The following is a 25,965-nucleotide window of genomic DNA, read 5'->3' as shown; positions in this document are numbered from 1 at the left end:
CGTCATCACCAAGGCTGTCCTCACTCTGGAGAGGCAACGCTGAAAACGCTCACTGATCCTGGCGCCACTGCTCCGCGGCAGTGTCGTAAAGCCAGTCGTGCGAGTCCGCCGCCGGATCGGCACGCAACGCCGCATTCCGGTCGAGCACGGCCGGCTGGATGGCCAGTCCGCCCAGGACCGCGATCGCGACGACGGATGTCACGGCAGGGGTGAAAAGCCGGGATCTACGTGATCTTCTGGAGAAAACGCCACATTTCAAGCGCACGATTTCCCTCCTTCATGACGAACTGAAGGCGAAAGCGGGAAGAGAAGGCGCGAGGGGGTGCCCGAATCGGCGCGCTGGACCTGAGCCCCGGAAGGCAGCAAATCGAACCGGCGCTCACCGGCGATCGGCGCAGCCGTACAACGAATCGGTCCCCCATAGCGGCACTGGCCCCCCGGCCGCCACTGATACACGCGAGGATGCAACCCAGTTGAGGCTGGCACCTGCGCGGTGATCACCTTACCCACGGTTAACGTGGCCAGGCCACGCGTATTCGGACACGTGTGCGGGAGCTCGGGTGGCCTGCTTTAGCTCCCCGCGCACCTGAGATCTGGCTGCGGCTCTGCCCGCTGGGGGGTCCGCCGGCCGAGGTGATCACGGTCGAGGTGGTGGGGCTGTGGTGCCGGCGTGGGCGGTGACGCACCTGGTGACTGTGCGCGGTTGCTGGGATCAGTCGCTGATGTCGTCGAGTGCGTGGCTTGGGTGTTTGGTGTATGTAGCTGGCCGCGCGATCTGGCCGGTGTTGCTGCTGAGGCTGGCGATCCATGCGAACGGGGCGGAGTCGAGGCTTCCGGGGGGGCGTCCCTATCTCTTTGGTCAAGCCGTGTGGGCGCCTGAGGGGCCCTCGGCGGGAGAGTCAGCCGAGCCGGCTCCGGCGTATCCGTAGGTCCAGCCGACGGCAGCATTGGGGGCCGGGACGGCTATGTAGATGTGCCAGGCAGCAGGGTTTCCGGGTGCCACTCGCAGGCCACCGCGAGCACGAAGGCGTGCGGGTGGAAGCCCGTCCTGATCGAGCTGGACGATCTTGGTCCGCCCGTTGAAGGGGCCGCCGGTCGTCTTGATGCCGACGGTGTTGTTGACCACCTCGCCGGTGAGCCAGCGGTGGATGAGTTTCATGTGCTCGGATTCCACGGCCCCCATCTCCGAAGCTGATCACGCGCCTGGCCGCAGGACAAGAAGGTCTCAAGTCGCCGCGGTGAGACGGCACTCGTAGAAAGTTCCGTCGCGGAGCATGGCGAAGAGGACGTCGGCCCGGCGTCTGGCGAGGCAGAGCAGGGCCTGGGTGTGGTGCTTGCCCTGGCTGATCTGTTTGTCGTAGTAGGCGCGTGATGCCGGGTCGCCCAGGGCGGCGAACGCGGAGAGGAAGAAGGCCCGTTTGAGCTGCTTGTTTCCTCGGCGGGAGGGTTGTTCGCCGCGGATCGAGGACCCGGAACTGCGGGTCGCGGGGGCGAGTCCGGCGTAGGCGGCAAAGTGGCCGGCGGTCGGGAAGATGCTGCCGTCACCGACCTCGATCAGGATGCGGGCTCCGGTCCTGACGCCGATTCCCGGCATCGAGGTCAGGACCTCCAGGAGTTCCTCGATCCGTCCGGCCAGTAGTTTGCGCTGGTCAAGGACGGCGGCCAGGGACCTGACGTGGATCGAGACCACCCTCGCCGCGCTGCCGGAGCTTCTCGCCGACGAGGTAGGACAGTGGGTGAAAGTGATACGGAGCCGGGGCCGCCACCATGGCGAGGTCCGCGGCTACGCAGGGATCCGCCCCTATCTAGCCTCTCTCCAGCCTGTGCTCACCGCTTGGGCTGAGCAGGTGTGCTCTCGCTTCGAGAGGTCACTCGGCACCACATCGAGGCGGCCGTGGACGGCCGTTCCGGGCGTGCCCGCAGGCAGCTCGCCGTCGCCCTGCGCAGCCTGTTCAAGGCGTTGAAGCGCGAAAGGGTGGTCTTCCGCGACCCCGCCCAGCACCTGCCCGTCGGGAACCCGACAGGGATCCCGAAGCCGGTCCCCAGCGACCTGCTGGCCAGCGCTTTGCAGCAGACGAAGACGCCGGTCGGGCGCCTCATCATCGTTTTGACCGCCGTTCACGCCGTGCCCGTCCACGAACTCCGCACGATCCTGGCCCGCGACCTGAACCTCGCACACGGCACCCTCGTCATCCGTCGCGGCCTCCTACGGCACACCCTCTACCTGGAGGAACTCACCCATCGGATCACCGCCGACTGGCTGGACTACCGCCACCGCCGCTGGCCCGCCTCGACCAACCCCCGCCTGATCGTCAGCCAGAGATCAGCGCTCGACCCCGACCACCCCGCCGTCAGCAAGACCCTGCTTCGCGACGACGTGCCCCAAGGGCTGACCCTGGCCCGCCTGCGCCAGGACCGCATCCTCAACGAGGCAGCCGAAACCGCCGACCCTCTCAGGCTGATGAGGCTCTTCGGCATCAAGGAGAAGACCGCCATGCACTACGTCACCGTCGCCCACCCTGAGCGCACGACCAAGCTGCCCCGGTAGCCGGCGCGCCGCTCAGCCTCCCAGGGACCAGGCGAAGTGAACGTCCCCTGTGCAACGGATGTCAGTCGGCGGCGTCCGTCGTACTTGAACGTGGCAGAGGACTGATTGCTCTGGCAGATGTTTTGGCCCTGCTTATGATCAAGGCAACGGGCGAAGGGGAGGGCATGACATGTCGGGGGATTTCGATCGTGAGTGGGGTCAGGCGCCCGGCGCGGTGGGTCAGCATGTGGACATGAGGTTGAACGGCACGGGCGCTCCCGCAGGGCCACTGGCACCTGGGGGAGCGGGGACGTTCGGGTCCACACCGGCGGAGAAGACGGCGGCGGCGAACACGATCGAGACTGAGCTGCAACCGAACACCAAGACGGCCACGGAGCATGCGGACGAGGCGACCAACACCGCCGTGAAAGGCTTCGAGGGCTGGGACACCGCACCGGGCCTGAAGAAGGTCGTGGATACCTGGGACAACCAGGTCAAGGTCCTGATGGGCCGCCTCGGGTCCGAGAAGAGCGCTCTGCGCGGCGCCTCCGGACTGTTTGTACGCAACGACATCGGCCTGGGTGACCAGTTCCGGCCGATCGGTCAGTCGAAGCTCAAGGGGCTCTAGGGGGAAACAGATGCTGACGTACTACGAAGTGATGACCACGGACCTGGGCCTGCTGACGACGGCCGCCGACAAGTGGGATTCCATGGCCGGTGAGCTGAAAAAGGTCGAAACCCGCTACGGCGACAGCGTCCAGAAGATCACCATGGGTCAGAGCTGGACCGGTATCAGCGTCGGGGTCGCTCATACGAGCTTCGCGGCCACCCGCTACGAGTACTCCGCGGCGCAGATCCAGGCCAAGGCCGTCGCCAGCCTCCTGCGCGATGCGCACAGCCAGTTCACCGAGCTCAAGAAGAGAGTCGAGAGCGGGCGGGACGATGCGATCAAAGCCGGCATGACGGTCTCGGAGCAAGGGAACGTCGCTTATGACTACGCCAAGCTCACCCCGCAGGAACGTAGCGCGATCCATCATGACCCGGATGGTGAGACCAGCATCCGCACTGCGGTCGCCAAGTGGCAGCAGCACATCAACGACTGTGTAAAGGCCGTCTCCGAGGCTGACCAGGGTGTGAAGATCGCCCTCGAAGCCGTGGTCGTCGACAGCAACAAGGACGCCCTCGGCAAGGGCAACGACGAAACCCTCAACGGATTCAACGCCGGCGCCCAGGGTGACATCGAAGTCTACGAAGCCCGCAACGCCGAGGACATCGCCACCCGTATCAACAGCAGCGGGAAGGTCTCGGACGCTGATTACGCGGAGCTGAATCGTTCCTTCCGCGACAATTCCTCGCGGCCGGAGTTCACCCAGACCTTCCTGAACGGGATGGGCGCGGAGAACACACTCAAGTTCACCAACAAGCTCAACGATCACGCGTACGGTGACGACAAGGGCAACAAGCAGCGCTACCTGGACCTGCAGAAGGGCCTGGCCAACTCGCTGTCGAACGCGATGCAGGACCCGAAGTCCGACTTCTACAAGAACTTCCGCACGCAGCTGAACAAGGCTGGGCTGGAGAGCTACGACCTCAAGCAGATCGGTGACTCCCCCAATGCCATCAGCAGGGACCACGGCCAGAAGGTCCGCGGCTACCAGAGCCTGGTCACCCTGATGCAGAATGGGGACGGCTACTCCACCCCGTTCCTGCACGACGTGGCCTCGGACATCCGCAAGGCCGAGGACAAGAAGCAGGGGGGTGACCCGAACATCTGGGACCTCAACGGTGATTTCGGCGGGAACAACAAGGGCTGGTTCGCCAACGATCCCCTTGATGGAGTCCTGGGCGTCATGTCGAAGAACCCGGAAGCCTCCACCTCCTACTTCGACCCCGGCCCCGACGGCAAGAACGACAACCTCCAGTACCTGCTGAAGGACCGGGACTGGAAGTTCGACGACACCCCCGTGTGGCAGGGCAACTTCGAGACCAACAGGGACCTCGAGTCCGAGGGGAAGGACGCCCGAACCGGTCTCGGCCTGGCACTGGAAGCCTCCACCACGGGCCGCGAACCGGGTGTGGCCGCGGCGAACTACGGCCACCACTCCGGGGCCGAGGCGCGGGTCATGCAGCAGACCATCTCCATCCTGGACGCCGACGGCAAGGGCGACACCATCGCCGACAACCTCAAGGCGCCCCTGGGCCGCGCCCTGGTCGACTACACCGCCGACACCCACTCCATCCTCAGCGGCACCTCGCCCGGCAGCCCCGTCGGCCAAGACGGCATCACCGCACACGGCGACGAGTCCAGCATCACCAGCGGCAAGCACAGCCTGCTCCGCGTCATGCGCGGCGTCGCCGACGGCGAGGTCGGAACGGGCCCCACCGGCCAGCCCATCACCGCCTACGACGTGATGTACGAATCGGAACGCCGATACTCCGCCGACTACCTCACCCACGCCAAGCCCGCCGGACAGGGCGAGGCGGGCAACGTCGTCGGCGACTGGGACAACCGCGCCCGCCACGTCGGCGAGGTCTTCGGAGCCATGAACGCCATCGGCTCAGATATCACCCTCGACGACCGCGACACGAAGATCGGCAATATGAACGACGCCGCCCGGTACGGCTATCACGGCTTCGGTGGCCTCATCACCCAGTTCCCGGTCATCGGCGATCCGGCACAGCGAATGATCGACGCCGCCACCTACGAATGGTCCAAAGACGTCGCGGCGGAGCACGAGGCCATGGCACTCAAAAAGGAGAGCACGGACGCCGCAGCGGGAGTGGGCGCGACGAACTCCCTGATCGACTCCTTCGCGACCGGGCAGGGCGCCAATGGGTCCGTGGCGCACGAACACGCCAGGGGCGAGGCCAAGCAGAGTTACATCACCGGCCGCGAGGACGCGTACTCCGCGCTCCGCACGAGGAAGTAGAACGCGATGACCACCACCCCGCAGCGGGCAGCCAAGTTCCCCCGCAAGACGCTCGCCGCCGCCGTCACCGCGGTGGCCGCCGTGGGCGGTCTGCATCTGTGGCTGAACACCAACGCGTTCGGAGACTCGTCCCTCTGCGGGGGCGTGGTGACTGCGGAGTCTGCCGAGGCCGTACTCACGGGCGCCGGCAGGATTTCTGACCGCCCTGGCCCGCGGTCCGGCGCCGACGATGGAAAGATCCAGTTCGACTGTGTCATCCAGCGTAAGGCGGTGGCGCTGCCGGGCTCCGACAAGCTAAGTCTTCACATCCAGGGAACCAGCGAGCGCGGCGACTTTGCCTTTACCGGCGGTCGCTGGCCCGACGCCTCGGCGGTGTCGTTCTTCCCGGGCGGCGGCGCTGCCTCCGGCCGGGCCTGGGTCCTTCTCCCGGCGGCCTGTACGGACCGCCAGGCGGGTCTGGTCGAGGCATACGCACCGGACAGCGCGGGCGCCGCGAAGCTGGTAGGGCTGCTGACCGGCACAGCTAACCGGGTCAGCGACCGCGCTGGCTGCACTCCGCCCGCCCCGCTGGCGGCCCCGGCTCGCATCGCTCCGGTGATGCGCCAGCGCCCGGCCGTGGCCAGCGGTGTCTGTGGCCTGCCTGGTTTCACCGTGCCGGGAGTCCGTATGGAGACCGTTCAGGTATCCGACGTCAGCTGGTCCTGCGGCACGGCTACCGCCGGGGGTGGGAAGGCGGCCTACGCCACTTTCTCGGTGACCCGGGACCCGGCCGTCATCGAGGGCATCCGTAAGTCCCAGGGATTCACCGGGCACGGATTCGATGCCACCCACATCTTGTCCGACTGCGCCGGCAAGGCCACCTACTTCGCCATGGAGCCTGGCCCCCGGTATACCGAATCCCTCGGAACCGGCGCATCCGCCCCGAGCGACCTGTTCAACGCCTTCACCAAGGAGGCAAGGGTCAAATTCGGCTGCCCCACACCGTGACCACGGCGTAGGAGACCGGGGAACCTGGCGGACCGCTGACGAGGAAGGCCAGCAGAAACGCATTATTTGCCGCTCTGCTTCTGCTCGATGGAAATAGGGAAGGGAGAGGGCCATGGCGACGTGGGGACTGATCCTGGAGACAACGGTCGGCTTGGGGGAGCGTAAACACACCGAGGCCTACGTGATGGCGCACGTGGAGGGTGGGCGCGAGGTGGCTCTGGCGGAGCTGGAGAGACGGGCGCGCGCCTACACGCCGGAGCACCCCAGGAGCCCCAAGCGTCGCCGCCTCTTCCGCGACGGTGATGGATTTCTGCTGGTTGTCGACGGCGCGTGGCAATCCCACGCTACCCGCTTCTCCGCTGCCGAACTCTTGGACGATACGGACCGCCCTGCACCAGCGGAATGGGTCAGCGATGAGCCAGTCGGGGCTGAGGCGCTGCCGGCCACGACGCCGGAGTTCCCGCCACCACCACCGCCACCTCCACCGTCGCCGTCGCCGTCGGTGGCGGTGGAGCGCGACGAGGATGGCGTGCCGGTGAAACCGGCATGGCTGGGACGTACCGATCTGTCGTGAGGGGAGTTGCTGCGAGGCCTGGTCTACAGCGCCGATCACCATGATTCCTTCTACCTGGAACCCGTACGCCCCCTCGTCGAACCAGGGGTCGGCGTGCGGGTTCCGTCCGTTCCAGCTCCAGGATTCAGTGAACCCGCGCGCTTCCCGTAGGCCGGGGCGGAAGCGCCCGGTGCGCAGGTCCTCGACGAAGGCCGCGACGGCGTGGCGGAAGCGGCGGCCCTGCTCTGGGGTGAGGCGGTCCAGGTCGGCGGTGAAACGGGGCAGGGCCTCGTACGTAGGCACGGTGAACTCCTCCAGAAAGCACGAAGCCCCCGGCCGGTGGCCGGGGGCGTGGGTGGGGGTGGCTGTTCGTGTTGAAGGGCGTCAGTGACGTGGTCTGCTCAGCGATGTCGGCTAGTTGGGGCTGTCGTTCGCTGGTGAGCGTTCGATGACGCTCGATTGGGTTGGAGTGGGATTCCGGCGTGGGCGGGGCTCCGGTGGCCGGGGCGCAGCATTCGCACGGTCTGTGTCAGTTCTCGTAGCGGTCGCGCATCGCGGCCCAAAACTGCTGAGGCCGGGTGGCCTCGCAGCCGTCGCAGCGGTATCCCGTGAACCAGACGCGGGCCGGGCCGTCCTGTTGGCCTGACTCGCGGGAGCGGCCGAACTCGGGGCAGAGCGGCTGAAGGCACAGCGGGCAGGAGTCTGCGTAGATCACTTTGTCGGTCATACGGCGGACTGTGCACCCGTGCACGGGCTACCGTCTCGGGCTGCCCTGGCGACCCGCCTGACGGGCGCCGGGAGCAAAGAATTGGTGATGGCTTCCCGCCCGGCGGGACGAGGGCCGGATCGTCTTTCTCGCAGGTCACGGGCGGGGTTCCATGGCTCGGTGATCAGCGAAGCGAAGGTCGGCCCGGGGAGCGGGTGGCGCTATCTCTTCCGCGGTGTGATGGTCGGCGACGGCCAGCGCCCGGCCGGTACGCCGCTGCGCGTCGCCCAGGACGAGGCCGGTGTCCCACCCGGCATCTGGAGGGGCCGGGGCTTGACTGCGATCGGCCTCACCGCCGGGGACGTGGTGACCGAGCGGCAAGCCGAACTCCTCCTGGGGGAAGGCCGGCACCCGGGCGCCGACCGGATCGAGCACGAGCGCCTGGAGGCGGGTGACACCCCGGCGAGGGCACGGCGGGCAACGGTGTTGGGCCGCCCGATCGAGCACAACCAGTCGCCCGAGACCGAGAGGGCGAAAGAGCGGACGCCCTGGCTGGCGATGGACCTGGTCTTCCGGGCCTCGTCGACCGTGCACATCGCGTGGGCGCTTGGGGACGACGAGACGCGCCGGGTGCTGGAGCTGTGCCAGGACATCGCCCGGGACAAGACGCTGGCGTGGCTCGAGGACGCGGTCGCACAGATTCGCTGGAAGAGCGGCGGCAAGCAGCGCAAGCCGATCCGGGACGGGCTGATCGTCGTGGTGTTCCGGCACTACGAGTCCCGGGCGGCCGAGTCGAAGCCGCTCCTGCACGACCACGCGGTCATCTCGATCCGCGCCCGGCGCCCGGACGCAGCAGGGACATGGGGCAACCTGTCGGCCGACTCGATGCTGGCCAACATCGTCGCGGCCGACACCCTCTACACCCTCCACTTCATGGAAGAGGTCTCCGCCCGGCTCGGGTGGGCGTGGGAACCGCGCGAGGTGACGCCCGGCCGCCGCCCGGTTATGGAGATCGCCGGGATCGACCAGCGGCTCATCGGATGGCAGTCCACCCGCCGCCAGCAGATCGAGGACGCCCTCCCCGTCCTCACCGCCAAGTACGAGGAGCGGCAGGGGCATCCGCCGGGGGAGCGGGCCGCCTACGGGCTGGCCTGCCAGGCCGCCGACCGGACCCGCTCACCTAAGCGCAAGGAACTGCGCTCGCTCTCCCAGCTGCGCACCGCATGGCGGGACTCGGCGACCCGGGCGTACGGAGCCGACGTCGTCGACCGGCTGGCGGAGCGCGCCCGCACTGCGGCCGCGGCAGTATGGGCGCGGGTCCGCCCGGTCCTCGACATAGCGCTGGCGGCCGTCAACGTCGCCGCCGCGGTGTACGTACTGCGCGGCGCCTTCAAGCACCACCACCTCCTCGCCGAAGCCCGCCGTCACCTCGCCTACGTCCTGCGCGGCCGCCCTCACCGGCCCGGCCTGGACGAGGAGATAACCCAGGCGGCCATCGACGGCTACACCCGCCCGGCCAGCCGGCGGATGCTGACCGCCGACCTGCGCGCCCTGTACCCGCACGACACCGAGGACCAGGCCGTGCTGCGCGCGCTGACCCGCAAGCGCTCCGCCGCACCGTACGAGCGGGCCCGTCTCGCCGCCGGAGCGCTGACCGCCCGCATCCGCGCGTTACGCCGCGCCGACCGCCTCAACTCCCGGCCCCGGCCGCGCACCGTCACTGTGCCGACCACCCTGAATCCCCGCCCCGGGCGGAGGATACACACCGGCCGGGACCTGGAGCCGACGACGGACGTCGCCGCGATGGAGCTGACCAGTCGGACGCTGGAGGCCGCAGTTGCCGAGATGGCCGCCCGCCTTGAGGCCGGGATTCGGGAACGAGCCGCCGCTCGCCGTCCCTCTCCCAAGCCCGCGGCGGCCCCGCCGCCGAGCGCCCAGCAGCCTGTCCAGCCCGCGCCGGACCGGACCACACCCACCGGAGGAATCGCATGACCACCACGCCGCCCGCGGACCCGAGGATCCAAGCCGTCGCCGCCCGGCTGAAGGCGGCCGCCCAAAAGCGCGCCGAGGCGTGCGCGCCGCAGATGGACTGGCAGGCGATCTGGAAGCGGCCCCGGAAGCCGAAGTCCATCAAGGCGAAGAAGGAGGAGCTGGCCAAGCAGCGCAAGCTGCTCAAGGCGGCCGGTGTCCGCCGGTTCTACGGCGCCCAGGCGCGCCGGCCTCGGCCCCGGCAGAACCGCATCGGCAGCGCCGCCGCCCGCCGCGACGCCCGCGCCCTGTCCCGGATGCGGCACTCGAACGCCTGGCTGTGGTGACGACGCCGGGCATCGTCCACCGAGTGGACCGCCCGATGCCGACGCTGAGTGGAGCCCATCGAGTGAGCCTCCGCCAACTTGAAGTCGCAGGTCAAAGGGGTGGTGTGGCCGATCCTCAGGGCGCTCATGCTGGTCGTGGGCGGGAGCCCACGGCGAACGGGGGGGCGGGGTCGGTGACGAAGGGGTCCACGGTCGCAGCTTTCCACAACTCCCCCGCAGGGTTCTTACGCGTGCGCGTACAACCGTGGCGTGGAGCACGTCCGTTAGCGGCGGATAAAAACGAACCGCCCCGGTTGGGCGTGTTGCTGATGGGCCGTCTACCCGCGTAGGAAAGAGGGCGGCGCGACACACCAGCAATGTCCTGCCTCCGGCATGCGGGGGTGGGGCCAGAAGGGACATGTCTTGTTTGGCACGTCCAAATCCAGAAGGAAAAACGTTCTTTCCCAGGTGGCTTTAGAGGTCATCTCATTTGGGCGCTTGGGTAGGCTGTCGTTCGTGGCGGGGATTGTTGAGCGGCTGGTGCCGGATGAGTTGTGGGACCTGTTTCAGCGGGTGGTGCCGGAGGCGCCGTCGCGGCCTCAGGGCGGTGGACGGCGCCGTCACGGTGACCGGGAGGTGCTGGCGGCGATCGTGTTCGTGGCCACGTCGGGCTGCACGTGGCAGCAACTGCCTGCAGCATCGTTCGGGCCGTCCGGGGCAACGGCTCACCGGCGGTTCTCCGAGTGGTCGAAGGCCAGGGTGTGGGCCAAGCTCCACCGCCTGGTCCTCGACGAGCTCGGCTCCCGCGGCGAGCTGGACTGGTCTCGCTGCGCGATCGACTTGGTGAACATGCGGGCCCTGAAAAGGGGGACCTGACAGGTCCGAATCCTGTCGATCGCGGCAAGTTCGGATCGAAGATCCACTTGATCACCGAGCGGACCGGTCTGCCCCTGTCCGTCGGGATTTCGGGCGCAAACCTGCACGACAGCCAGGCCCTGGAGCCCCTCGTCGGGGGCATACCGCCGATCCGCTCGCGCCGCGGGCGTAGGCGACGCAGGCCCGGCAAGCTCCACGCGGACAAAGGCTACGACTACGCTCACCTGCGGCGATGGTTACGCGGACGTGGCATCGCCCACCGCATCGCCCGCAAGGGCATCGAGTCATCCCAGCGTCTGGGCCGTCACCGCTGGACCATCGAACGGACGATGGCCTGGCTCGCCGGCTGCCGCCGCCTCCATCGCCGCTACGAACGCAAGGCCGACCACTTCCTCGCCTTCACCAGCATCGCCTGCACCCTCATCTGCTACCGCAGACTCACCAAATGAGATGAAGTCTTAGAGGTCCTGCCCTATCCGGCTTCTACACCGGCTGCCGCCTGTGCCGATGAAGTCGATGACCGTTTGCCCTGTTCCAGGGCAAACGGTCATCACGGAAGAGGCGCCAGCGAGCGGACGAGGTGCTGCCCGGCCCGCGAGCCGCCACTGTATGCCCCCACTTGCTCACGGGCTTGATGGAGGGGCATAGGCGGAAAATGGCGCAGACGAAGATGACGGCGGCGGTTTTCCGAAGGCCGACGCTCACACATACCGGCGCCGCGTAGATGTCATCCCAGCCTGGGATTCTCTGGCTTCCGCGTCGAGGAACGCCAGAGCTCCAGAAGTATGAATTGTCATCCGACGTGATCGGGGCCGACAATTGGGCGATGAATGCCCTCCGGATTCTCTTGGGCCATTTCCGCAAACTCTTCGAAATCCATGGTGCCAACGCGCAGGTTTGTGTAAACTTCGTGTACTGCTGGTGGAGTCAGGCGGAATTCTCGAACGTATTCTTCAACCTCAGGGTCTCCCTCCATAGCCCAATAAGGTGCTCGGACCCTCACTGCCAACAGTGGGTGAAGGCTTGAATGCATTGTGGTTCGATCGGCGATGAATACCACTCCGATCTCTTCATCGGTCGAAACCAGATCGACAATCTCGTCGATGGTTGCGTGTGCCCAATCAAGGTTGTCGATGGAGTGGAAGACGGCATCGTACTCGGCAGATTCACCCCATGGCTGATTCAGTTCGCTAGATACGCGCCCCCATGCCTCTTCGTCCGCATAGTCGGTCCTGATGATCAAGGCGCCGAACTCGTCGTAGTCGGAAATCACTGGAAGCGTTCTCATCTGTGCTACTCCCTATGGTAGAGGCTAAGATCTGCGTAGTGCCCGGCTGGCCCGCCACTCTACCAGTGATTCTAGAGTGGCGGGCCACTTGACGCTATGCCGGGCTGGGTTATTTGGGTGGGTATTATTTTTAGCTGCTGACGTAAACCCCATTCTCTTTGCGGACATTGACGACTACCACAAGAAAGGCGTCGCCATCCTTGATTTTCTCGCGGGTGTAGAAGCCGTTCAAGGTCCCGCCTTGTCGACTCTGTTCCCACCCGGGGACACCCATGATCTGCGCGCCCAACCCTCCTTCTCGACTGCTGGCAAATGGGTATTCATCGCAACTCTGTGAACCCCCCTGTGCCTTCCAGCGGTCGCAGCCGGAGAGTGTCCGGTTGGCGTTCTTGTTTGCTTCGCCCATTCTGCGATGCAGTACATTCGGCTTTCCGCTGTCAATTGCCGACTTGTTGTTGATGGCGATCTTTGGTGTATGTTTGCCGTCGACTATGAAAACGGGGAGCTTCATGCAATCGAGAGCCCCCAATCCTGTTGTGACCTGGCATGCCGCAATAGAGTCATCCCATTCTTCCCTGGTGGCTTGCTGGGGCCTAGGGAAGACCTTTTCCCAGTTTATTATGATCGGCTTTGGGGTGAGGATGGATGTAATGAGTCGCAGACCAGCTGCCAGATTGCTTCGCGCAGGAGTTTGGATCACCGCATAATTCGTCTTACCAAGCAGTAGGGCGTTATTGCGACGGTTCTGTCCCTGCCATCGTTCCGAGGCCTTATTTTCTTTGACGATTTGCTCATATCTGTTCCCGTCGCCAACCGGCCGAGTACCGCCGTTCCTGCATGTGTACATGCCACTGGCGCATTCTTCAAGCGCGAGGCCGCTCGGATCTGAATTGCCGACAGGGTTACCGTTGGAATAGGTATACCCGTTCATCTGAAGCGGGTCGGCCCTGTCGATGATCGGGTCGACTGATATGAATCGTCCTGTGGTGGATTCGTATTCGCGCGCGCCGATGTGCGTGAGGCCGGTGTTGCTATCGTCGATCCCGCTGCCGAGGAACCCTCGGTTGCCGGGCCAGTTGGCGGGCTGGGTGCCGCGGGGGTTGCCGTACGGGTCGGACTTGCGGCGGGTGATGTTCTGGCCGGCCGTGAGCTCGACTGTCGTGGTGGCGGTGCCGTGGTGGTCGGCGAGCTGGACGGTCAGCTGGTGGTTGTCGGCCTTTCCGCTGGTGCGGCGGACGGTGGTGGCGCCGGGGCCGCTGTAGTAGCGGACGGCGTCGATGGCCTGGCCGGCCTTGTTGACGGTGACCTCGGTGTTACCCAGGTAAAGGGTGCGGCTGCTGCCGGTCTCCTCGATGAGGCGGTTGCCATCGGCGTCGTAGACGTAGGTGGTGGTGTTGTCGAAGGTGAACTGCTGAGGTCCGGTGGAGTTGCAGGACCACAGCTGGAGGTCGCTGCCGGCGGCGGCGCTGTTGGGGACGTCGACGCACTGGTTGGTCGCCGGGTTGTTCAGCGACTTGTCGCCGGCGCGGTAGACGAACTTCTGCTTGTCGCTGCCGTCACAGGTGGCCAGGACCAGCTTGCTGCCGCTGGTGGTGAGGCACTTGCCAAGGGCGCGGACCGTGTTGTCGGTCAGGCGCCACTGCTGTGCCCTCGTCTCGTTGCAGGGGTAGATCTGGACGGGCGTGCCGTCTGCCGTCCCGCCGTATTCGACGTCCAGGCACTTGCCGGCAGCTCCGATGACGGAGGCGGCGCCGATGCCGGGGCTGGTGGCGGAGGTGAGCGTGTTGCGGCGGTCCCAGTTCAGGGTCTGGGTGTCGCCGTCGATGCGCCGGCTGGTGGTGTTGCCGGAGGCGTCGTAGGTGTACGTGGAGAGCGAGGTGACCGTGGAGCCCGGGTTGCGGGTGGTCTTCTCGGCCTTGGACAGGGCATGTGGCTGGGTCTTGACCGGCGGCTGGGCGCCGCCGGCGAGCGTGATGCCGTACGTGTAGGTGGTCTCGTCGTCCAACGCCCCGTTGGTCAGGTCGCGGTTGATCAGCTTGGTGCGGTTGCCGATGGCGTCGAACTGGTATTCCTGCCAGAAGCCGTCACCGTCCGGCCCCAGGGTGACGTCGGCCAGGCTGGGGCCGGTGCAGGCCGCCGTCTTGCCGGTCCAGGCCTTGGTGAGCTGCCCCATGGGGTCGTACGCGTAGCACTGGCGGTCCTCCCGGCCGCCGGGCTGGGTGTCGGTAACGGAAGTGATGTTGCCTGCGGGGTCGTAGGCGTAGGAGACATCGCTGATCCGGTTCGGGCCGGTCTCGCGGTCACTGACCTGGTTGGTGACCTGCCCGCTGTTCGGGTTGTACTGCGTGGTGGTCCAGACCCGGCTGGGGGCATTGCCGGACGCGGTCCGCAGGACGTTGCCGTACGGGCTGTACTTGACGTCGGCGGTGTACCAGGCCAGGCCCGAAAGGCTACGGGGCATGCCGTCGGCGTCATAGCGGGTGACCAGCTTCTCGGCGGCCAGGCCGCCCGGCGTTGCCGGTGTGGTGACTGACTGGACCTTGCCGGTCGGGGTGTAGGTGGTCATGGAGGCGTAGGTGCCTGCCAGACCCTTCGTCGCGGGGACGTCCGGGATCGTGATCTTCGATCCGGTCGGCCGGTACTCGGCGTCGTAGCCGGTGACCTCGGTCTTGTACGTCGCCCCGCCCTCGTAGCGCGTGGAGGATACAAGCTTGCTCTTCGCGCCGAGCAGGGAGTCGAAGGTCCACGAGGCGACGATAGGCCCGTTGGTTGCGTTGTCCCGAACCTCAGTTGTCCGGCCGAGGGCGTCGAAGGTTGTGAAGTGGGTGCGGCCGCTGGAATCCTTGGACCAGATCTGTTGATCGAGATCATTGAAGCCGTATTCCGAGCGTCCGGTATCCGGGTCGTCCGAGGATGTCATACGGCCGCGGACGTCGTACGTGTAGGACCACTTGTTGCCGGCGGTGTCTGTGAGCGACGTCAGCTTATTGCGGGCGTCATAACCGTACGAGGTCCTGTTCCAGGTGGTGAGGTCCGTTGAGGTGGCCTGCTCGATCGCAGAAGTCCGCCCCATCGGGTCGGTCCAGGTCTTCGTGGCCTGGCTGCCCTTGAGGGGGGTCGTGCCGTCGACAGACATGGCCGAGCGGCCGACCGTGTAGTCGCCCCCGTACTCGACGGTCGAGGAGAACTGTGGCACCTCCGCGTAGAGGGTCGTGGAGCGGACGGCACGGTCGAGGCCGTCGTAGGCCGTCTCGGTGGAGTTTGGTACCTGGAAGACGGTCTCCGGGACGAAAATCTTCTTCGTCGGGGCGCCCTCGGCGTAGTAGCCGTTGTTGGTGTGGCGAACCGAACCGTTCGCGCTGTAGAGCGTGTCCGTGATGAGGCGGCCGCCGCCCAGGGCCTCGCCCTGGCTCTGGCGCGGGCGGAGCAGGCCGTCGTAGATGGTGATGGCCTGGCTGTAGGTGCCGTCGTCCTGGAGGGTGCCGCTCGTGACGACCGGTGGCTCGTGCTCCGCGATCTGGTAGGAGAAGGTAAAGGCAGGCTTGTCTGTGCCGGGCCTCTGCGACGTGGTCCACACGGCGGTCGACCGGCCCAGGCCGTCGTAGGTGGTCGTGACCTTCCGTCCGTTGGCGTCGATGTCCTCCAACGGAGTGCCACGGCCCGGATCACTCTTGGTCGTGACCGTGTGGCCGAGCGCGTTGGTGTTGGACACGGCGAACGCGGGGCCGCTGGCGGGGCTGTACGAGGTGGTGACCGTGTTGCCGGCGGCGTCGTACACCTTGATGGAGCGGCCGAGGGCGTCGTACTCGGTACGGGCGCTTGTGATCCAGCCGGTGCCGGCCGCGTCGTTGGTGTCGACCTGGTAGATGAGCCCCTTGGTGGGGGCGGCGCCGAAGGCGCCGAGCGCGTCGTAGGCCGTGCGGCTGTCGGAGAGCAGGGCTCCGGTGGTTGCCTGCGAGCAGTCGCCGGAGGTGGTGCGGGCTCGCGCCGGCAGACCGATCAGGTGCTTGTCGGTGTTGTGGACGTAGCTCGTCGTGGCGCATGTCTGGTGGGTGGTTTGCCACCCGCCGGTGCCGTTCGGGCTGATGGCTTCCGACTGGACGGTCTGGGTGAGTCCGTACGTGGGCTCGAAGGCCGTCCGGGTGCGAAGGGTCCGGGTCGCGCCGCCGCTGATCGTCTCGATTGAGTCGGAGCGTGAGAGGCCCGACCGGTAGGCGTTCAGCGGCGTGGTGCCGTCACGGGGCCGGGTGGCCGTCAGCTGGCTCCATGGCCAGCTGAGGGAGCGAGAGGCTACAGTGCCGCCCGCTTTTGTGTAAGTGATCGTCTCGGCAGTGATCCCTTGGTAATTGGGAAGGTCCTCGCCAAGGTCCTCTGCGCCGGTGGAGTCCTTGACCATGATCTTGGCCCGACCGGCGTCACCGGACATTCCGCGGAAGTAGCGGGTCCGAGTCTGCGACTGCTCCGTGGCGTCGGGCTTGCCGGTGTTGATGGTGACGCCCTTGGTCACGAGGACATTGGCGTAGCCGCGCCATTGGCTGTAGGTGCGCAGCTCGGGCTTGGAGAACTCGTCGCTGGCCTTGGCCCAGGCCGCGTCGCCTTCGTAGGTGTAGGAGGTGGTGACGTCGGGCTGGCGGGAGACGCGGTCCTTTTCGGTGACCTTGTCGACGACGTACTTGTTGAACCACTCCAGTGGGGGCTTCTCCAGCTCGCCGTCGGGCGACCAGTGCACCGGATAGCAGCGGGTGGTGTTCTCCTCAGGCTTTGGGTGCGCGCCGCCGACGGGGCAGGGCGCGGAGTAGCCGACTGCGATTTCGCCACCTGTTTCGGTGCGGATGGTCTCCACGCGCAGGCGGTCGAAGTCGGGGGTGGCGTCGTTCGGCCCGGTCGCGACGCGGTTGGGCATGTCCTGGACGTTGGCGATGAAGGAGACCGGGGGAAGCGTGCTGGCTTCCTGGTTTCCGGCGCTATCCCTAGCGGTGCCGTAACCAGTGCGAGTGATGGACTCCAGCCACAGCGGCGGGTGGGTGTCGGTGCGCTGGCGAGGGAAGGACTGGGCCAGGCTCCAGCGGTCCACCAGCGACAGAGCGGTGGAGCCCTCGGTGCGCTGGGCGTAAGTGGTGACGGCGGTCAGCCGCTTGCGAGTCCAGAAGGTTGGCGAAGAGACGTAGCAGTCCTTGGCGGTCGCCTTGCAGTGGAGTGTGGAGGGGGTGTCCCACCAGGGCTGCTTGTCACCGTAGTTGTTGCCCTCGAACTCGGCATCCGAGCACTGAGTGGTGCCTTCCTTGATGCAGCGTTCGGCGACCGTGAACTCGACCTTGGCAGCCGGGGTGCCGGAAAGGTTGTCGCTGCGCAGACCGTAGGTGATCTGCGTCGGGTAGCCGGCGCGGACGTAAGAAACCGCTTCCTTGGATTTGGTGTTCTTGGCGTAGCGGTTGGTCTCCTTGGCCCAGTCGATGATCATCGCGTTACCGCGGACGTCCTCAACGTAGTCGAGGTTCCAGCGCCAGCCCTGATCGCAGGACGAAGCGGCGTAGGAAGCCTGGTAGCAGGGCTCGCCCGGGTGGTTGCCGAAGACCGGGACGGTGAGAACAGAGTTGGTGACAGGGCGGGCTCCCGCACCGTCGACGTCATGCCGGCCGAAGAAATATCGGGTTCCATCCCGCGTTGTGACGATCCAGTATTCACCGTCCTTTGCCCCGTTCGCGACCGTCGGATCGGTCTTGTGCTCGATTCTCGAGCCGTCGTCGGAGGCGGGGACCCACTGCCCGGTCGTGGCGTCGTGAACGAGCTCCGTCGTGGATCCACCCAGGGACATGACGACGTTATCGCCAGCCCAACAGAGGTCGCTCTTCTTCTTGTCCGTGGTGTTTGCGTTGTTCGGCGTGGCAGGGCTCGTCTTGAGGTCGCTGGCGCACGAGCGGTACCGACGCTCAATGAAGCCGGGTTCATAACCCCAGCCATCGCCCACCCACGAGGCCTGACCGTTCGCCACAGACGTCTTGCCATCAACAGCTTGGGAGGAATAGCTGAAGGCGATCTTCGGCGCCGGGCCGGCGGGTTGTGGAGGCACCGTTAGGGGATATGACCATGAGAAGCCGCCGCCGCCCCTCCCTGCAGTCCAGGAACCGGACGGGGACAGGGAAGTGGCCGTGTATGTACCGCCGGCACCGGCGGCTCCGTCGGAAGCTGCCAGGACCGTGGGTCCGCCGCTGCCGCCGGTCATGGTGCGCATGCCCTGGCTCGGCGCGGTGGCCGGGTCGACGGTGGCGCGGACTGTGCCGGTGGCGGGGTCGTTGACGCTCGGGACGTCCTGCGCGACGGAGCACTCGGGGAGCTGCGGGGTGTCCAGGAAGCAGGCCGGAAGCTGCTTGAGTTGCAGACGGGTGGCCCACTCGGTGCCGTAGAGGTCCTTGAACTTCTTGTAGTCCAGCTGGACATCGACCGGAGTTGAGCCTTCGGCGGGCGGGGTGACCTTGATGAGGGCGCCGTCGACGTTGGCGGCCTCGGTGGCGGTGCGGGTTTCGACGGCGACCGACCAGGTGCCGGAGGGAGCCGGCGGGGTCGGGTTGGCCTCGGTCGGCGAAGCCTTGCCGATGCTGACCGGGAGCGTGCCCGCCTGGACCAGCTGGTCGCCCGAGAGCGCGACGCTGGCTGTGCCTCCGGCCGGCGGCGTCGTCTTCGACGGCTCGTACTCCGGCGGGGACTGAACGGGGGATCCCGCCCATCCCTCCAGTTTGGCGGCCTCGACCTTGTCCAGTTTGGCCTTCATATCCTGCTGAAGGCCGGGCAGCTGGACGCCGTCCCGGCCGCCCGGAGGCGCCGCCCAGGCCTGGATGGGCAGGAGTGTTGCGATCAGCGCCACCGAGACGGTGATGCCGGTACGCCCGGCGAGGCGCGCGCGTTTAGCGCGGGCTCTCTTGTTTCCGGGCAGGCGGAAATGATGCGCCGAGAACGGCGACATGTGAAACCCCCCACGCTCTGCCCACGGTGAAGACACACGTATGGCAGGGAACTGACAGATAGTTCGCTGATTCTGCGGCTTGAAGGTGATGAAAAGCCATACTCCGCCATCGGGTGTGGAATATGTCACTTACGGAGTGCATAGATCGTAATATTCCACGCAAAACGGCCGCCTGGGGGGAGTTACCGCAGGTGACCTGGGCCACGTGATGCGGCATGCTCAGCTCGCACATTTTGTGCGCGAACACCGGTCGGGGAGCCGGTCCTTCGTGCTGCCCGGCCACCGGGCCATTACCTGCTAACACCCAGGGGCTGCGAATACCGCGCACCCGAGGGGGGAGAAATTGTCGTGTCCGAAGACGAATCCTCGGGTGAGAAGTCACCAACAACTCTGGCTGGAAATCCGGTCCCATCTGAAGACAATCCGCGCCGCTGGTTCCAGCGCCGCCGGAACCAGGGCTGGGTCGCCGCGCTGCTGGCCCTTGCCGTAGCGGTGCCCGTCGGGCTGAGCCTGCCGGGGAGTGACGGCTCACCACGTGCGGATGCCAAGCCCGCATGGGATCCCGGTGTGCCCGTCACCGCGGCCGAGGCGCGGCGGGAGGCGGCCAAGGCCGGCAAGGAAGTCGAAGTCACCGCTGAGGCGTCCGCGCACACCTCTACCTGGGCGCAGCCGGGCGGCACGTTCAAGCTGCGGGTGTCGAGTCTGGCGACGCGGGCGAAGGTCGGGCAGGTGTGGAAGCCGATCGATACGACGCTGGAGCGGGTGGACGGCGGTTTCGCGCCGAAGGCCGTCAACGGGCGTGTGGTGTTCAGCGCGGGGTCGAAGGCGCAGGCTGGTGGTGGCGGGGGTGGTGAGCGGGCTTCGCGCGGGGTTTCGCGTGTGTCTCTGGGCCGCCCTGCCGTGGTGCAAGCAGACGGGCCGGCTCCGGTGTGGAGTGAGCTCGTACGGCTCAATACCGACGGCCACGACCTGGTCGTGTCCTGGCCGGGGCCCCTGCCCGAACCGGTGATCTCCGGGCCGCGGGCCCTGTACGAGAATGTCCGTCCCGGCATCGACCTGGTCATGACCGCGCAGGACGGGGGCTACGCACACGTCCTGGTGGTCAAGGACAAGCAGGCGGCCGCCGACCCGCTGCTCACCCAGCTCGACTACCGGCTCTCCTCCCCGGACCTGACCTTCCACCTCGACGAGGCGTCCAAGGCGGTCAGCGCCCAGGACGCGCAGGGGCAGGAGATCGCCGGATCCCCGACCCCCTTCATGTGGGACTCGTCAGGCAAGGTCGCCGTCACCGAGGGCGAGCCGCAGGCAAAGCCGGCACCCGAGGCAAACGCCCACCCCACCCTCGCACTGCCCGGGCTCAACGGCGCCGAGGGCAATCACGCGAAGGCCGCCGGTGCCGCCCTGTCGGCGGAGAACGTGCTGCGGGTGACCCCGAACACGCAGCTGCTGAACGACGCGGACACCCTCTACCCCGTCTTCATCGACCCTTCCTTCAAGGGACACAAGCAGAACTGGACGACCCTCTACAAGACCGAGGGCGGCTCCAGCTTCTGGAACGGGCAGAACTACAACAGCGGCTCCGGCACCCCCGAGGCACGCGTCGGGTACGAGTCGACCACCGGCGGCACCTCCCGCGCCGCGTTCATCTTCGACTTCGGCAGCCAGCTCTACGGCTCCCAGATCCGCTCCGCGAACCTGCGCCTGCTACAGACATACTCCTGGGGCTGTGACCCGCGAGCCTTCGACGTCTACCACACCCCGCTCATCAACAGCTCCAGCACCTGGAACAACACGAACAACGGAACGTTCTGGGGCAAGCGAATCGCCGGCGCATCCACCGGCCACGGCTACAAGAGCGAATCCTGCCCCGACGCGTGGGTCGGCATCGACATCAAGCCCACCATCGAGGAAGGCGCCCGCGGCGCCTGGCAGAACCTGACCCTGGGCCTGCGTTCCCCGAACGAGAGCGACGCGAACTTCTGGAAGAAGTTCCAGGCCAACGGCGAGAGCGCCCCCTACATCGAGGTCGAATACAACAAGGCCCCCGACGAGCCCACCCTCGCCGGCATGGACACCGTTCCCGGCGGGCTGTGCGTCACCGACGCACCGTTCACCAAGGTAGGCAAGTCCGACGTCATGTTCGAGGTCCAGGGCCGCGACGGCGACGGCAACCTGCGCGCCATCCAGATGCGGATCTGGCGCGTGCGCGACGGCAAGGTCCTCTTCGACCAAGAGGTCAACCCCGACAGCTACGGAGTCGCCCGCACCACGCTCAAATGGGAGCTGTTCACCCCGAACGACACCTACTCCTGGGCAGCGGTCACCATCGACTACGACGGCGCCCGCTCCCCGGAAGGCCCCTCCGGCACCGACAAACCGTGCACGTTCACCGTCGACCACACCCAGCCCACCAAACCCACCATCCGCTCAGACGACTTCCCCGCCCCCGGCACCGACGGCGCCGAGTGGAGCAAGAACACCCTGGGCCCCGGCAAGATCACCGTCATCGCGGGCGGCACCAACCCGGCCGACATCCGCGAGTTCCAGTGGTCGCTCAACCACCCCGTCTACGACCAGAAAGCCGTCCCCGCCCCCGGGCAGGACACCGTCACCGTCGACGTCAACCCCGACAACGCCGGACCGAACCTCTTCTACGTCCGCATCGTCAACAAGGCCGGCAACCTCTCCGACCCGCTCATCTACACCTTCTACGTCCGCCCCCGCCCCGGCCTCGACGGCCCCGGCGACGTCACCGGCGACGGCAAGGCCGACCTCCTCGCCATCGACGCAGCCGGAGACCTGCGCGTCTACCCCGCCGACGCCACCGGCGACGTCGACGCCTGGATGCCCGCCGCCACCGACAACGGCAAACCCGCCCCCTCCGGCTACTGGAAGGACGCCAGCGGCAAAACCGCGCTCGTCGCGCACTCCACGGACTGGTACCCCGGCGACGGCATCACCGACCTCATCGCCCGTATGCCCGACGGCAAGCTCTACGTCTACCAGGGCGACGGCAACGGCCGCTTCGACATCAGCCGCCGCACCGAAATCCTCCTCCCCGCCGGCGCACCCGACCCGGCCACCCTCACCCAGATCGTCGTCGTCCCCGACATGAACGGCGACCACGCCGAGGACATCTTCGCCACCGCCGGCGACACCTTCTGGATCCTCACCGGCTACAGCGGCGCCTCCATCACCGAGGCCCGCCAGCTCTCCGCCACCAGCTGGACCAAACGCGACATCATCGACGTGCGCGACGTCAGCGGCGACGGCATCCCCGACCTCCTCTTCCGCGACGACGCCGACCCCAACCGGGGCCTGGCCCTGCGCCGCGGCAAGCCCGGCACCAACGGAGGCGCCGACATCAACTCCCTCGCCCTCGCCGTCAACTCCGCCGACGGCAAGGACCTCACCTACGGCACCACCGGCTGGGACAGCACCACCTGGCCCCTCGTCCGCGGCACCCCCGACGTCAACAACGACGGCATCCCGGACATGTACCTGACCCGCAACGACGGCACTCTCCACCTCTACTACGGAGGCCGCACCACCATCGCCAACGGCTGGCGCGTCGAAGAAGACGACTGGAACACCGCCCGCACCATCGGCTGACCAACCCGATCGACCCTGTACAGGGAACGCCCGGCCGGGAAAACCTTCCGGCCGGGCGTTCCCCGCTGCTCGCCCCCCTATCCGGAGAACACCCATGCGCCACCAACCCCTCCCCCAGATGCTCGCCGCCGTGTGCGCCGTCCTGCTCGCCACTTCCTGTGGCATGAACGACGACCGGGCCGCGGCCGGCGGCGCCGCGCCCTCGCCGACGGCCACGGCTGTCGCACAGCCGACCAAGCCCCCGACCGAGGAGCAGCTCGCCGCCGCCTCCCTGACCCCGCAGGACCTGCCCGGGTACACGATCTCGGAGGCGTACCAGGGCGCGGTCGTCTCCGCCGACAAACCGGGATGCCTCGACGTGGCCACCGTGCTTCTCGGCGGCGCCATGACCGGCACCGGTGGCCAGGTCCACACGCAGGCCGCACAGGGGGCGACCGTCACGAAGGTGTCGCTGCACTCCTGGTACGGCACGAAGGCGGCCGACGTCCTCGCCGACGTCAAGACGGGCGGCCAGTCGTGCGCTGGCGGGTTCAGCGCCATCGATGACGCGGGATCGGTGAAGATCACCAAGATCGTGCCCGGCACGAGCGGCCAGGGGGACGAAAGCGTTGCGTTCACCGCGGAACAGGAGCGGAGCGGCCAGAAGTCCACGGTCGAGGTCGTCATGGTCCGCAAGGGCATGGTGACCGCGACCTTCACCGCGCTCAGCACGACCGGCACGCCCGAAAAGCCCGCCGCGATTGTGGCCGCACAGGTCAAGAAGCTCAGCTGACGCGAGCCCGGCGGCCGGGCGTGCGCTGTCGAGACCTTCACCCTGCTCCAGGAAAACCGGCACGATGATGCGGGCGACCTTGGTAGAGCGTCCTTGCTGAGGCGGATAGCACTCTGCGCAGGGCCCGCCGAGCGCCAATGGGTGCGAAGCGAACAAGGCCCCTTTCTGCTGAGCAGGAGGTAGCTACCCTCGCGGCAACCTCCGGCGACTGCGGCCGGAATCGGGAATGGGCTTGGTTCGCCTGACCTCGCAACGGGCCACGCGTGTCCGCAGGAACACGGAACAGGAACAGAAGCATGGCAGACATCACGCAGATCAAGGCGTTCTTGTACACCGCGGACGAACCGCATGCCTCCGCGGAGGGCAACGTCTACCTCGGCATCGCCGGGCGGGAGTTCGTCCTCAGGAAGCAGGGCCAGGACACCACGCACCAGCAGGGCGAGCGGTACACCTACGTGCTGGGGCCGGACTTCAATGTCGCTGACGCGCGGTACAACGACCCCACGACACCCCCGCTGGACACCGATGACCTGGACCACTACCCGGTCTATCTCCGCCTGGAGCCCTCCGGTTCGGAGCCGGCCTGGTGCCTGGAGTGGGTGGACGTCACCGTCAATCCCGACACGAAGGTTCCGCACGTCTTTGCCAACCCCCGGCTCAAAGGCACCGACCCCACGCACCGCCTCTGGCTGGACACATCCCACGGCAAGACGCCGTACCTCAAACGCAACGACGACAAATCTCTGAGCACGGCGGCCAGCCCGCGCACACGGCTCGCTCAGAGGGAGAAGCGGTGAACCAGGGCACCGGGCAACCGTAGGAGCACACGGGGGCTCCCGGCAGTGACAGCGCCGGGAGCCCCCGCTCATGTTACGGATCCCGAGAAGCCACCCTGCCCTTTGTGATCGTTCTTGCCGCGAGCAGCGCGTACCCCCCGTGCTGGCTGTGCCGGGGTGGCGGACGGGCGGACGGGTTCTGCGGTATCCGGGGAGGCGGAGGCCCTGGTGCTGCGGTGGGTGTGGTTTCCGGCCGTGCGTGTGGCGGGTTCAGGCCGGATGCAGGTCGGTTTTGGCCGGGTGCGGGAGCGGGCGGGATGATGACTCCGAGGCTTGTCCGTGTCCGGCCGGGTGTCGGGGGTGTGAGCTGGTTATGGGGGCGATCGAGGGGTCCATGGAAGCCGAGGAACGTCTGAGGGAGATCGGTGCCGCCTATCTTCGGGACATCGCTGCCCGGCGCCGGCACGATGACCCGCGCGAGGAACCCCCGGACACCCCAGGCTCCGAGGAGCCCTGAACCTGTCGAGCCCGGCCACGAGGCGGGACTGGTGGTGTTCGACTGTCGGGCGCGCGGCGGGGTCGTGAGGCTGTACCCGTAGCCGCTGGCGGTGTGTTTGATGGGCACGGTTTTCTTCATGCACCCCGAGATCACCATCGTCTGGGCAGACTCCGCCTACGCAGGAAAGCTCGTGACCTGGGCAAAGAAATACCTGGGCCTGATGATCAAGACCGTCAGCAGACCCAAGGACTCCTCAGGCTTCGTCATCCTGCCCCGCCGCTGGGTGGTGGAATGAACCTGGTCCTGGATGATGCGGGCCCGCAGACACGTACGCGACTACGAACGGCTCATCCAGCACTCCGAAACCCTCATCACCTGGGCCGCCATCACACTCATGACCCGCCGCATCACCAAGACCCGCAAGCCCCCCGAGCGGTTCTCACCCATGCTATGAGCAGGCAGTCAGGTTACCGGTGACCTTCGGGCTGACCCGGGGCAGGGCCCAAGGTTCCAGCGTTCCGTCACAGAGCTCGGCCAGGAACTGCACTACTCCACCTTCGTAGTGCCACCAGCCTCCGTTTTGAGACGCGACGGTGACTTGCCACTGCTGCGGGCTGAGCTCGATGGAGCTCCACAAGAACCGGTCGCCCTCATACGACTCACCCCAGGGCAGCAAGCCGCCGGGCGCCGGATAAGGGAGGCGCAGGTCGGCGGCATCCTCAGAGTCCCACCAGTCCCGATCATCCCGCATGGCCCGAAAGCGATAGATCTCCCTGCCCGGGTCGGGAAGGCTGACGCAGAGGAAGTCATCGAGCGTGAACGCAGGATATCGCTCGGCCAGGCACTTGAAGTCGGCAGGCAAGGTGACGCCGAGGCCGTCCTCGATGACGCTCCAGTCAAGCCCCGCGGGCCCGGGCCTTCGGTGATCTACGAGCCCAGGAACAGCACCCTCCAACGTGGCGATCGCCTCGTCAGGATCAAGAATCCTGCGGACCGGTGCCTGAGTGCCGATGAAGTCGTCATCAATCATGGCGAGCAGCGTGCCAGATCGCTCCGACAAGCAGTTCGGCCAGATCCCCCCGCTCTCAGGATGGACCGCCGCTCACAGGCAGAGCACCCCAAAGGCTTCAGTAGCTGTTGTCGTTCCGATCTTGAGGGGTGTGTGTCGAACGGGAGTCTCGATC

17 protein-coding genes and 2 pseudogenes are annotated in these 25,965 nt (G+C 66.9%); 12 read left to right on the top strand and 7 right to left on the bottom strand.

All coding sequences use genetic code 11. From position 1 onward, the window contains the following. Positions 1 to 49: 49 nt before the first annotated feature. The 3 genes and pseudogenes from ACZ6ZT_RS33730 to ACZ6ZT_RS33720 form a co-directional block, all read right to left on the bottom strand. Positions 50 to 202, bottom strand: coding sequence for a hypothetical protein (locus ACZ6ZT_RS33730; RefSeq protein WP_469724181.1), 153 nt, complete (start codon positions 200 to 202; stop codon positions 50 to 52). Positions 203 to 859: 657 nt separating this feature from the next. Then, positions 860 to 1,159 carry a hypothetical protein gene (locus ACZ6ZT_RS33725; protein WP_469724179.1) on the bottom strand — a complete coding sequence of 100 codons (300 nt, stop codon included), beginning with the start codon at positions 1,157 to 1,159 and terminating at the stop codon, positions 860 to 862. Between the two features lie 66 nt (positions 1,160 to 1,225). Further along, positions 1,226 to 1,669, bottom strand: a pseudogene (locus tag ACZ6ZT_RS33720) (transposase); the annotation flags it as partial. A 180-nt stretch (positions 1,670 to 1,849) separates the two neighbouring features. Here ACZ6ZT_RS33720 and ACZ6ZT_RS33715 point away from each other — a divergent pair. The 5 genes from ACZ6ZT_RS33715 (at position 1,850) to ACZ6ZT_RS33695 (ending at position 7,018) form a co-directional block, all read left to right on the top strand. After that, positions 1,850 to 2,548, top strand: a complete 699-nt coding sequence (locus tag ACZ6ZT_RS33715) for a hypothetical protein (protein ID WP_469724178.1) — start codon at positions 1,850 to 1,852, stop codon at positions 2,546 to 2,548. Between the two features lie 169 nt (positions 2,549 to 2,717). Continuing rightward, positions 2,718 to 3,155, top strand: a complete 438-nt coding sequence (locus tag ACZ6ZT_RS33710) for a hypothetical protein (RefSeq protein ID WP_469724177.1) — start codon at positions 2,718 to 2,720, stop codon at positions 3,153 to 3,155. Between the two features lie 10 nt (positions 3,156 to 3,165). Further along, positions 3,166 to 5,457, top strand: coding sequence for a hypothetical protein (locus tag ACZ6ZT_RS33705; protein WP_469724176.1), 2,292 nt, complete (start codon positions 3,166 to 3,168; stop codon positions 5,455 to 5,457). A 6-nt stretch (positions 5,458 to 5,463) separates the two neighbouring features. After that, positions 5,464 to 6,444, top strand: a complete 981-nt coding sequence (locus ACZ6ZT_RS33700; RefSeq protein ID WP_469724174.1) for a hypothetical protein — start codon at positions 5,464 to 5,466, stop codon at positions 6,442 to 6,444. Between the two features lie 112 nt (positions 6,445 to 6,556). Further along, positions 6,557 to 7,018 (top strand): hypothetical protein, encoded by a 462-nt coding sequence (locus ACZ6ZT_RS33695; protein WP_469724172.1) that lies wholly within the window; start codon positions 6,557 to 6,559, stop codon positions 7,016 to 7,018. Positions 7,019 to 7,526: 508 nt separating this feature from the next. Here ACZ6ZT_RS33695 and ACZ6ZT_RS33690 read toward each other — a convergent pair. Then, entirely contained in the window at positions 7,527 to 7,724 is a 198-nt protein-coding gene (locus tag ACZ6ZT_RS33690) for a hypothetical protein (RefSeq protein ID WP_469724171.1), read from the bottom strand. A 219-nt stretch (positions 7,725 to 7,943) separates the two neighbouring features. Between ACZ6ZT_RS33690 and mobF the strand changes: the two genes are divergently transcribed. The 3 genes from mobF (at position 7,944) to ACZ6ZT_RS33675 (ending at position 11,322) form a co-directional block, all read left to right on the top strand. After that, on the top strand, positions 7,944 to 9,695 hold the full coding sequence (mobF, locus tag ACZ6ZT_RS33685) for a MobF family relaxase (RefSeq protein WP_469724183.1): 1,752 nt from the start codon (positions 7,944 to 7,946) through the stop codon (positions 9,693 to 9,695). Beyond that, positions 9,692 to 10,018, top strand: coding sequence for a hypothetical protein (locus ACZ6ZT_RS33680; protein ID WP_469724169.1), 327 nt, complete (start codon positions 9,692 to 9,694; stop codon positions 10,016 to 10,018). The genes mobF and ACZ6ZT_RS33680 overlap by 4 nt, the downstream gene beginning before the upstream one ends. A 504-nt stretch (positions 10,019 to 10,522) precedes the next feature. After that, positions 10,523 to 11,322, top strand: a protein-coding gene (locus tag ACZ6ZT_RS33675) for an IS5 family transposase (protein WP_469724182.1) whose coding sequence is annotated in 2 segments (ribosomal slippage) — positions 10,523 to 10,871 and positions 10,871 to 11,322 — 801 coding nt in all. Because the reading frame shifts where the segments join, the coding sequence is not laid out codon by codon here. A 344-nt stretch (positions 11,323 to 11,666) separates the two neighbouring features. Here the strand turns inward: ACZ6ZT_RS33675 and ACZ6ZT_RS33670 are convergent. Further along, on the bottom strand, positions 11,667 to 12,161 hold the full coding sequence (locus ACZ6ZT_RS33670) for a DUF6924 domain-containing protein (protein ID WP_469724167.1): 495 nt from the start codon (positions 12,159 to 12,161) through the stop codon (positions 11,667 to 11,669). Positions 12,162 to 12,291: 130 nt separating this feature from the next. Next, positions 12,292 to 19,122 carry a ricin-type beta-trefoil lectin domain protein gene (locus ACZ6ZT_RS33665; RefSeq protein ID WP_469724166.1) on the bottom strand — a complete coding sequence of 2,277 codons (6,831 nt, stop codon included), beginning with the start codon at positions 19,120 to 19,122 and terminating at the stop codon, positions 12,292 to 12,294. A gap of 567 nt (positions 19,123 to 19,689) precedes the next feature. Here ACZ6ZT_RS33665 and ACZ6ZT_RS33660 point away from each other — a divergent pair. The 4 genes and pseudogenes from ACZ6ZT_RS33660 to ACZ6ZT_RS33645 all read left to right on the top strand — a co-directional run. Further along, positions 19,690 to 22,734: a DNRLRE domain-containing protein gene (locus ACZ6ZT_RS33660; RefSeq protein WP_469724164.1), complete on the top strand. Its 3,045-nt coding sequence runs from the start codon at positions 19,690 to 19,692 to the stop codon at positions 22,732 to 22,734. Between the two features lie 94 nt (positions 22,735 to 22,828). After that, positions 22,829 to 23,506 carry a hypothetical protein gene (locus ACZ6ZT_RS33655; protein ID WP_469724163.1) on the top strand — a complete coding sequence of 226 codons (678 nt, stop codon included), beginning with the start codon at positions 22,829 to 22,831 and terminating at the stop codon, positions 23,504 to 23,506. Between the two features lie 296 nt (positions 23,507 to 23,802). After that, the gene (locus ACZ6ZT_RS33650) at positions 23,803 to 24,303 is read left to right on the top strand and encodes a hypothetical protein (RefSeq protein ID WP_469724161.1); all 501 of its coding nucleotides are present in this window, start codon (positions 23,803 to 23,805) and stop codon (positions 24,301 to 24,303) included. 617 nt (positions 24,304 to 24,920) lie between these two features. Further along, positions 24,921 to 25,199: pseudogene (locus tag ACZ6ZT_RS33645) on the top strand (transposase); the annotation flags it as partial. A gap of 30 nt (positions 25,200 to 25,229) precedes the next feature. On the opposite strand, the gene ACZ6ZT_RS33640 reads toward ACZ6ZT_RS33645, so the two are convergent. Further along, on the bottom strand, positions 25,230 to 25,811 hold the full coding sequence (locus tag ACZ6ZT_RS33640; RefSeq protein WP_469724160.1) for an SMI1/KNR4 family protein: 582 nt from the start codon (positions 25,809 to 25,811) through the stop codon (positions 25,230 to 25,232). Positions 25,812 to 25,965 lie beyond the last annotated feature (154 nt).

The organism is Streptomyces sp. NPDC102258, assembly GCF_055584685.1.
Note: the sequence above shows the minus strand (reverse complement) of the source record. Positions and strands in the feature narration are given on the sequence as shown.

Coding starts and splice junctions, on each gene's coding strand:
- ACZ6ZT_RS33640 (WP_469724160.1), bottom strand. CDS start 25,811: ATGATTGATGACGACTTCATCGGCACTCAGGCACCGGTCCGCAGGATT.
- ACZ6ZT_RS33690 (WP_469724171.1), bottom strand. CDS start 7,724: ATGACCGACAAAGTGATCTACGCAGACTCCTGCCCGCTGTGCCTTCAG.
- ACZ6ZT_RS33725 (WP_469724179.1), bottom strand. CDS start 1,159: ATGAAACTCATCCACCGCTGGCTCACCGGCGAGGTGGTCAACAACACC.
- mobF (WP_469724183.1), top strand. CDS start 7,944: ATGGTCGGCGACGGCCAGCGCCCGGCCGGTACGCCGCTGCGCGTCGCC.
- ACZ6ZT_RS33670 (WP_469724167.1), bottom strand. CDS start 12,161: ATGAGAACGCTTCCAGTGATTTCCGACTACGACGAGTTCGGCGCCTTG.
- ACZ6ZT_RS33665 (WP_469724166.1), bottom strand. CDS start 19,122: ATGTCGCCGTTCTCGGCGCATCATTTCCGCCTGCCCGGAAACAAGAGA.
- ACZ6ZT_RS33695 (WP_469724172.1), top strand. CDS start 6,557: ATGGCGACGTGGGGACTGATCCTGGAGACAACGGTCGGCTTGGGGGAG.
- ACZ6ZT_RS33710 (WP_469724177.1), top strand. CDS start 2,718: ATGTCGGGGGATTTCGATCGTGAGTGGGGTCAGGCGCCCGGCGCGGTG.
- ACZ6ZT_RS33655 (WP_469724163.1), top strand. CDS start 22,829: ATGCGCCACCAACCCCTCCCCCAGATGCTCGCCGCCGTGTGCGCCGTC.
- ACZ6ZT_RS33705 (WP_469724176.1), top strand. CDS start 3,166: ATGCTGACGTACTACGAAGTGATGACCACGGACCTGGGCCTGCTGACG.
- ACZ6ZT_RS33700 (WP_469724174.1), top strand. CDS start 5,464: ATGACCACCACCCCGCAGCGGGCAGCCAAGTTCCCCCGCAAGACGCTC.
- ACZ6ZT_RS33680 (WP_469724169.1), top strand. CDS start 9,692: ATGACCACCACGCCGCCCGCGGACCCGAGGATCCAAGCCGTCGCCGCC.
- ACZ6ZT_RS33650 (WP_469724161.1), top strand. CDS start 23,803: ATGGCAGACATCACGCAGATCAAGGCGTTCTTGTACACCGCGGACGAA.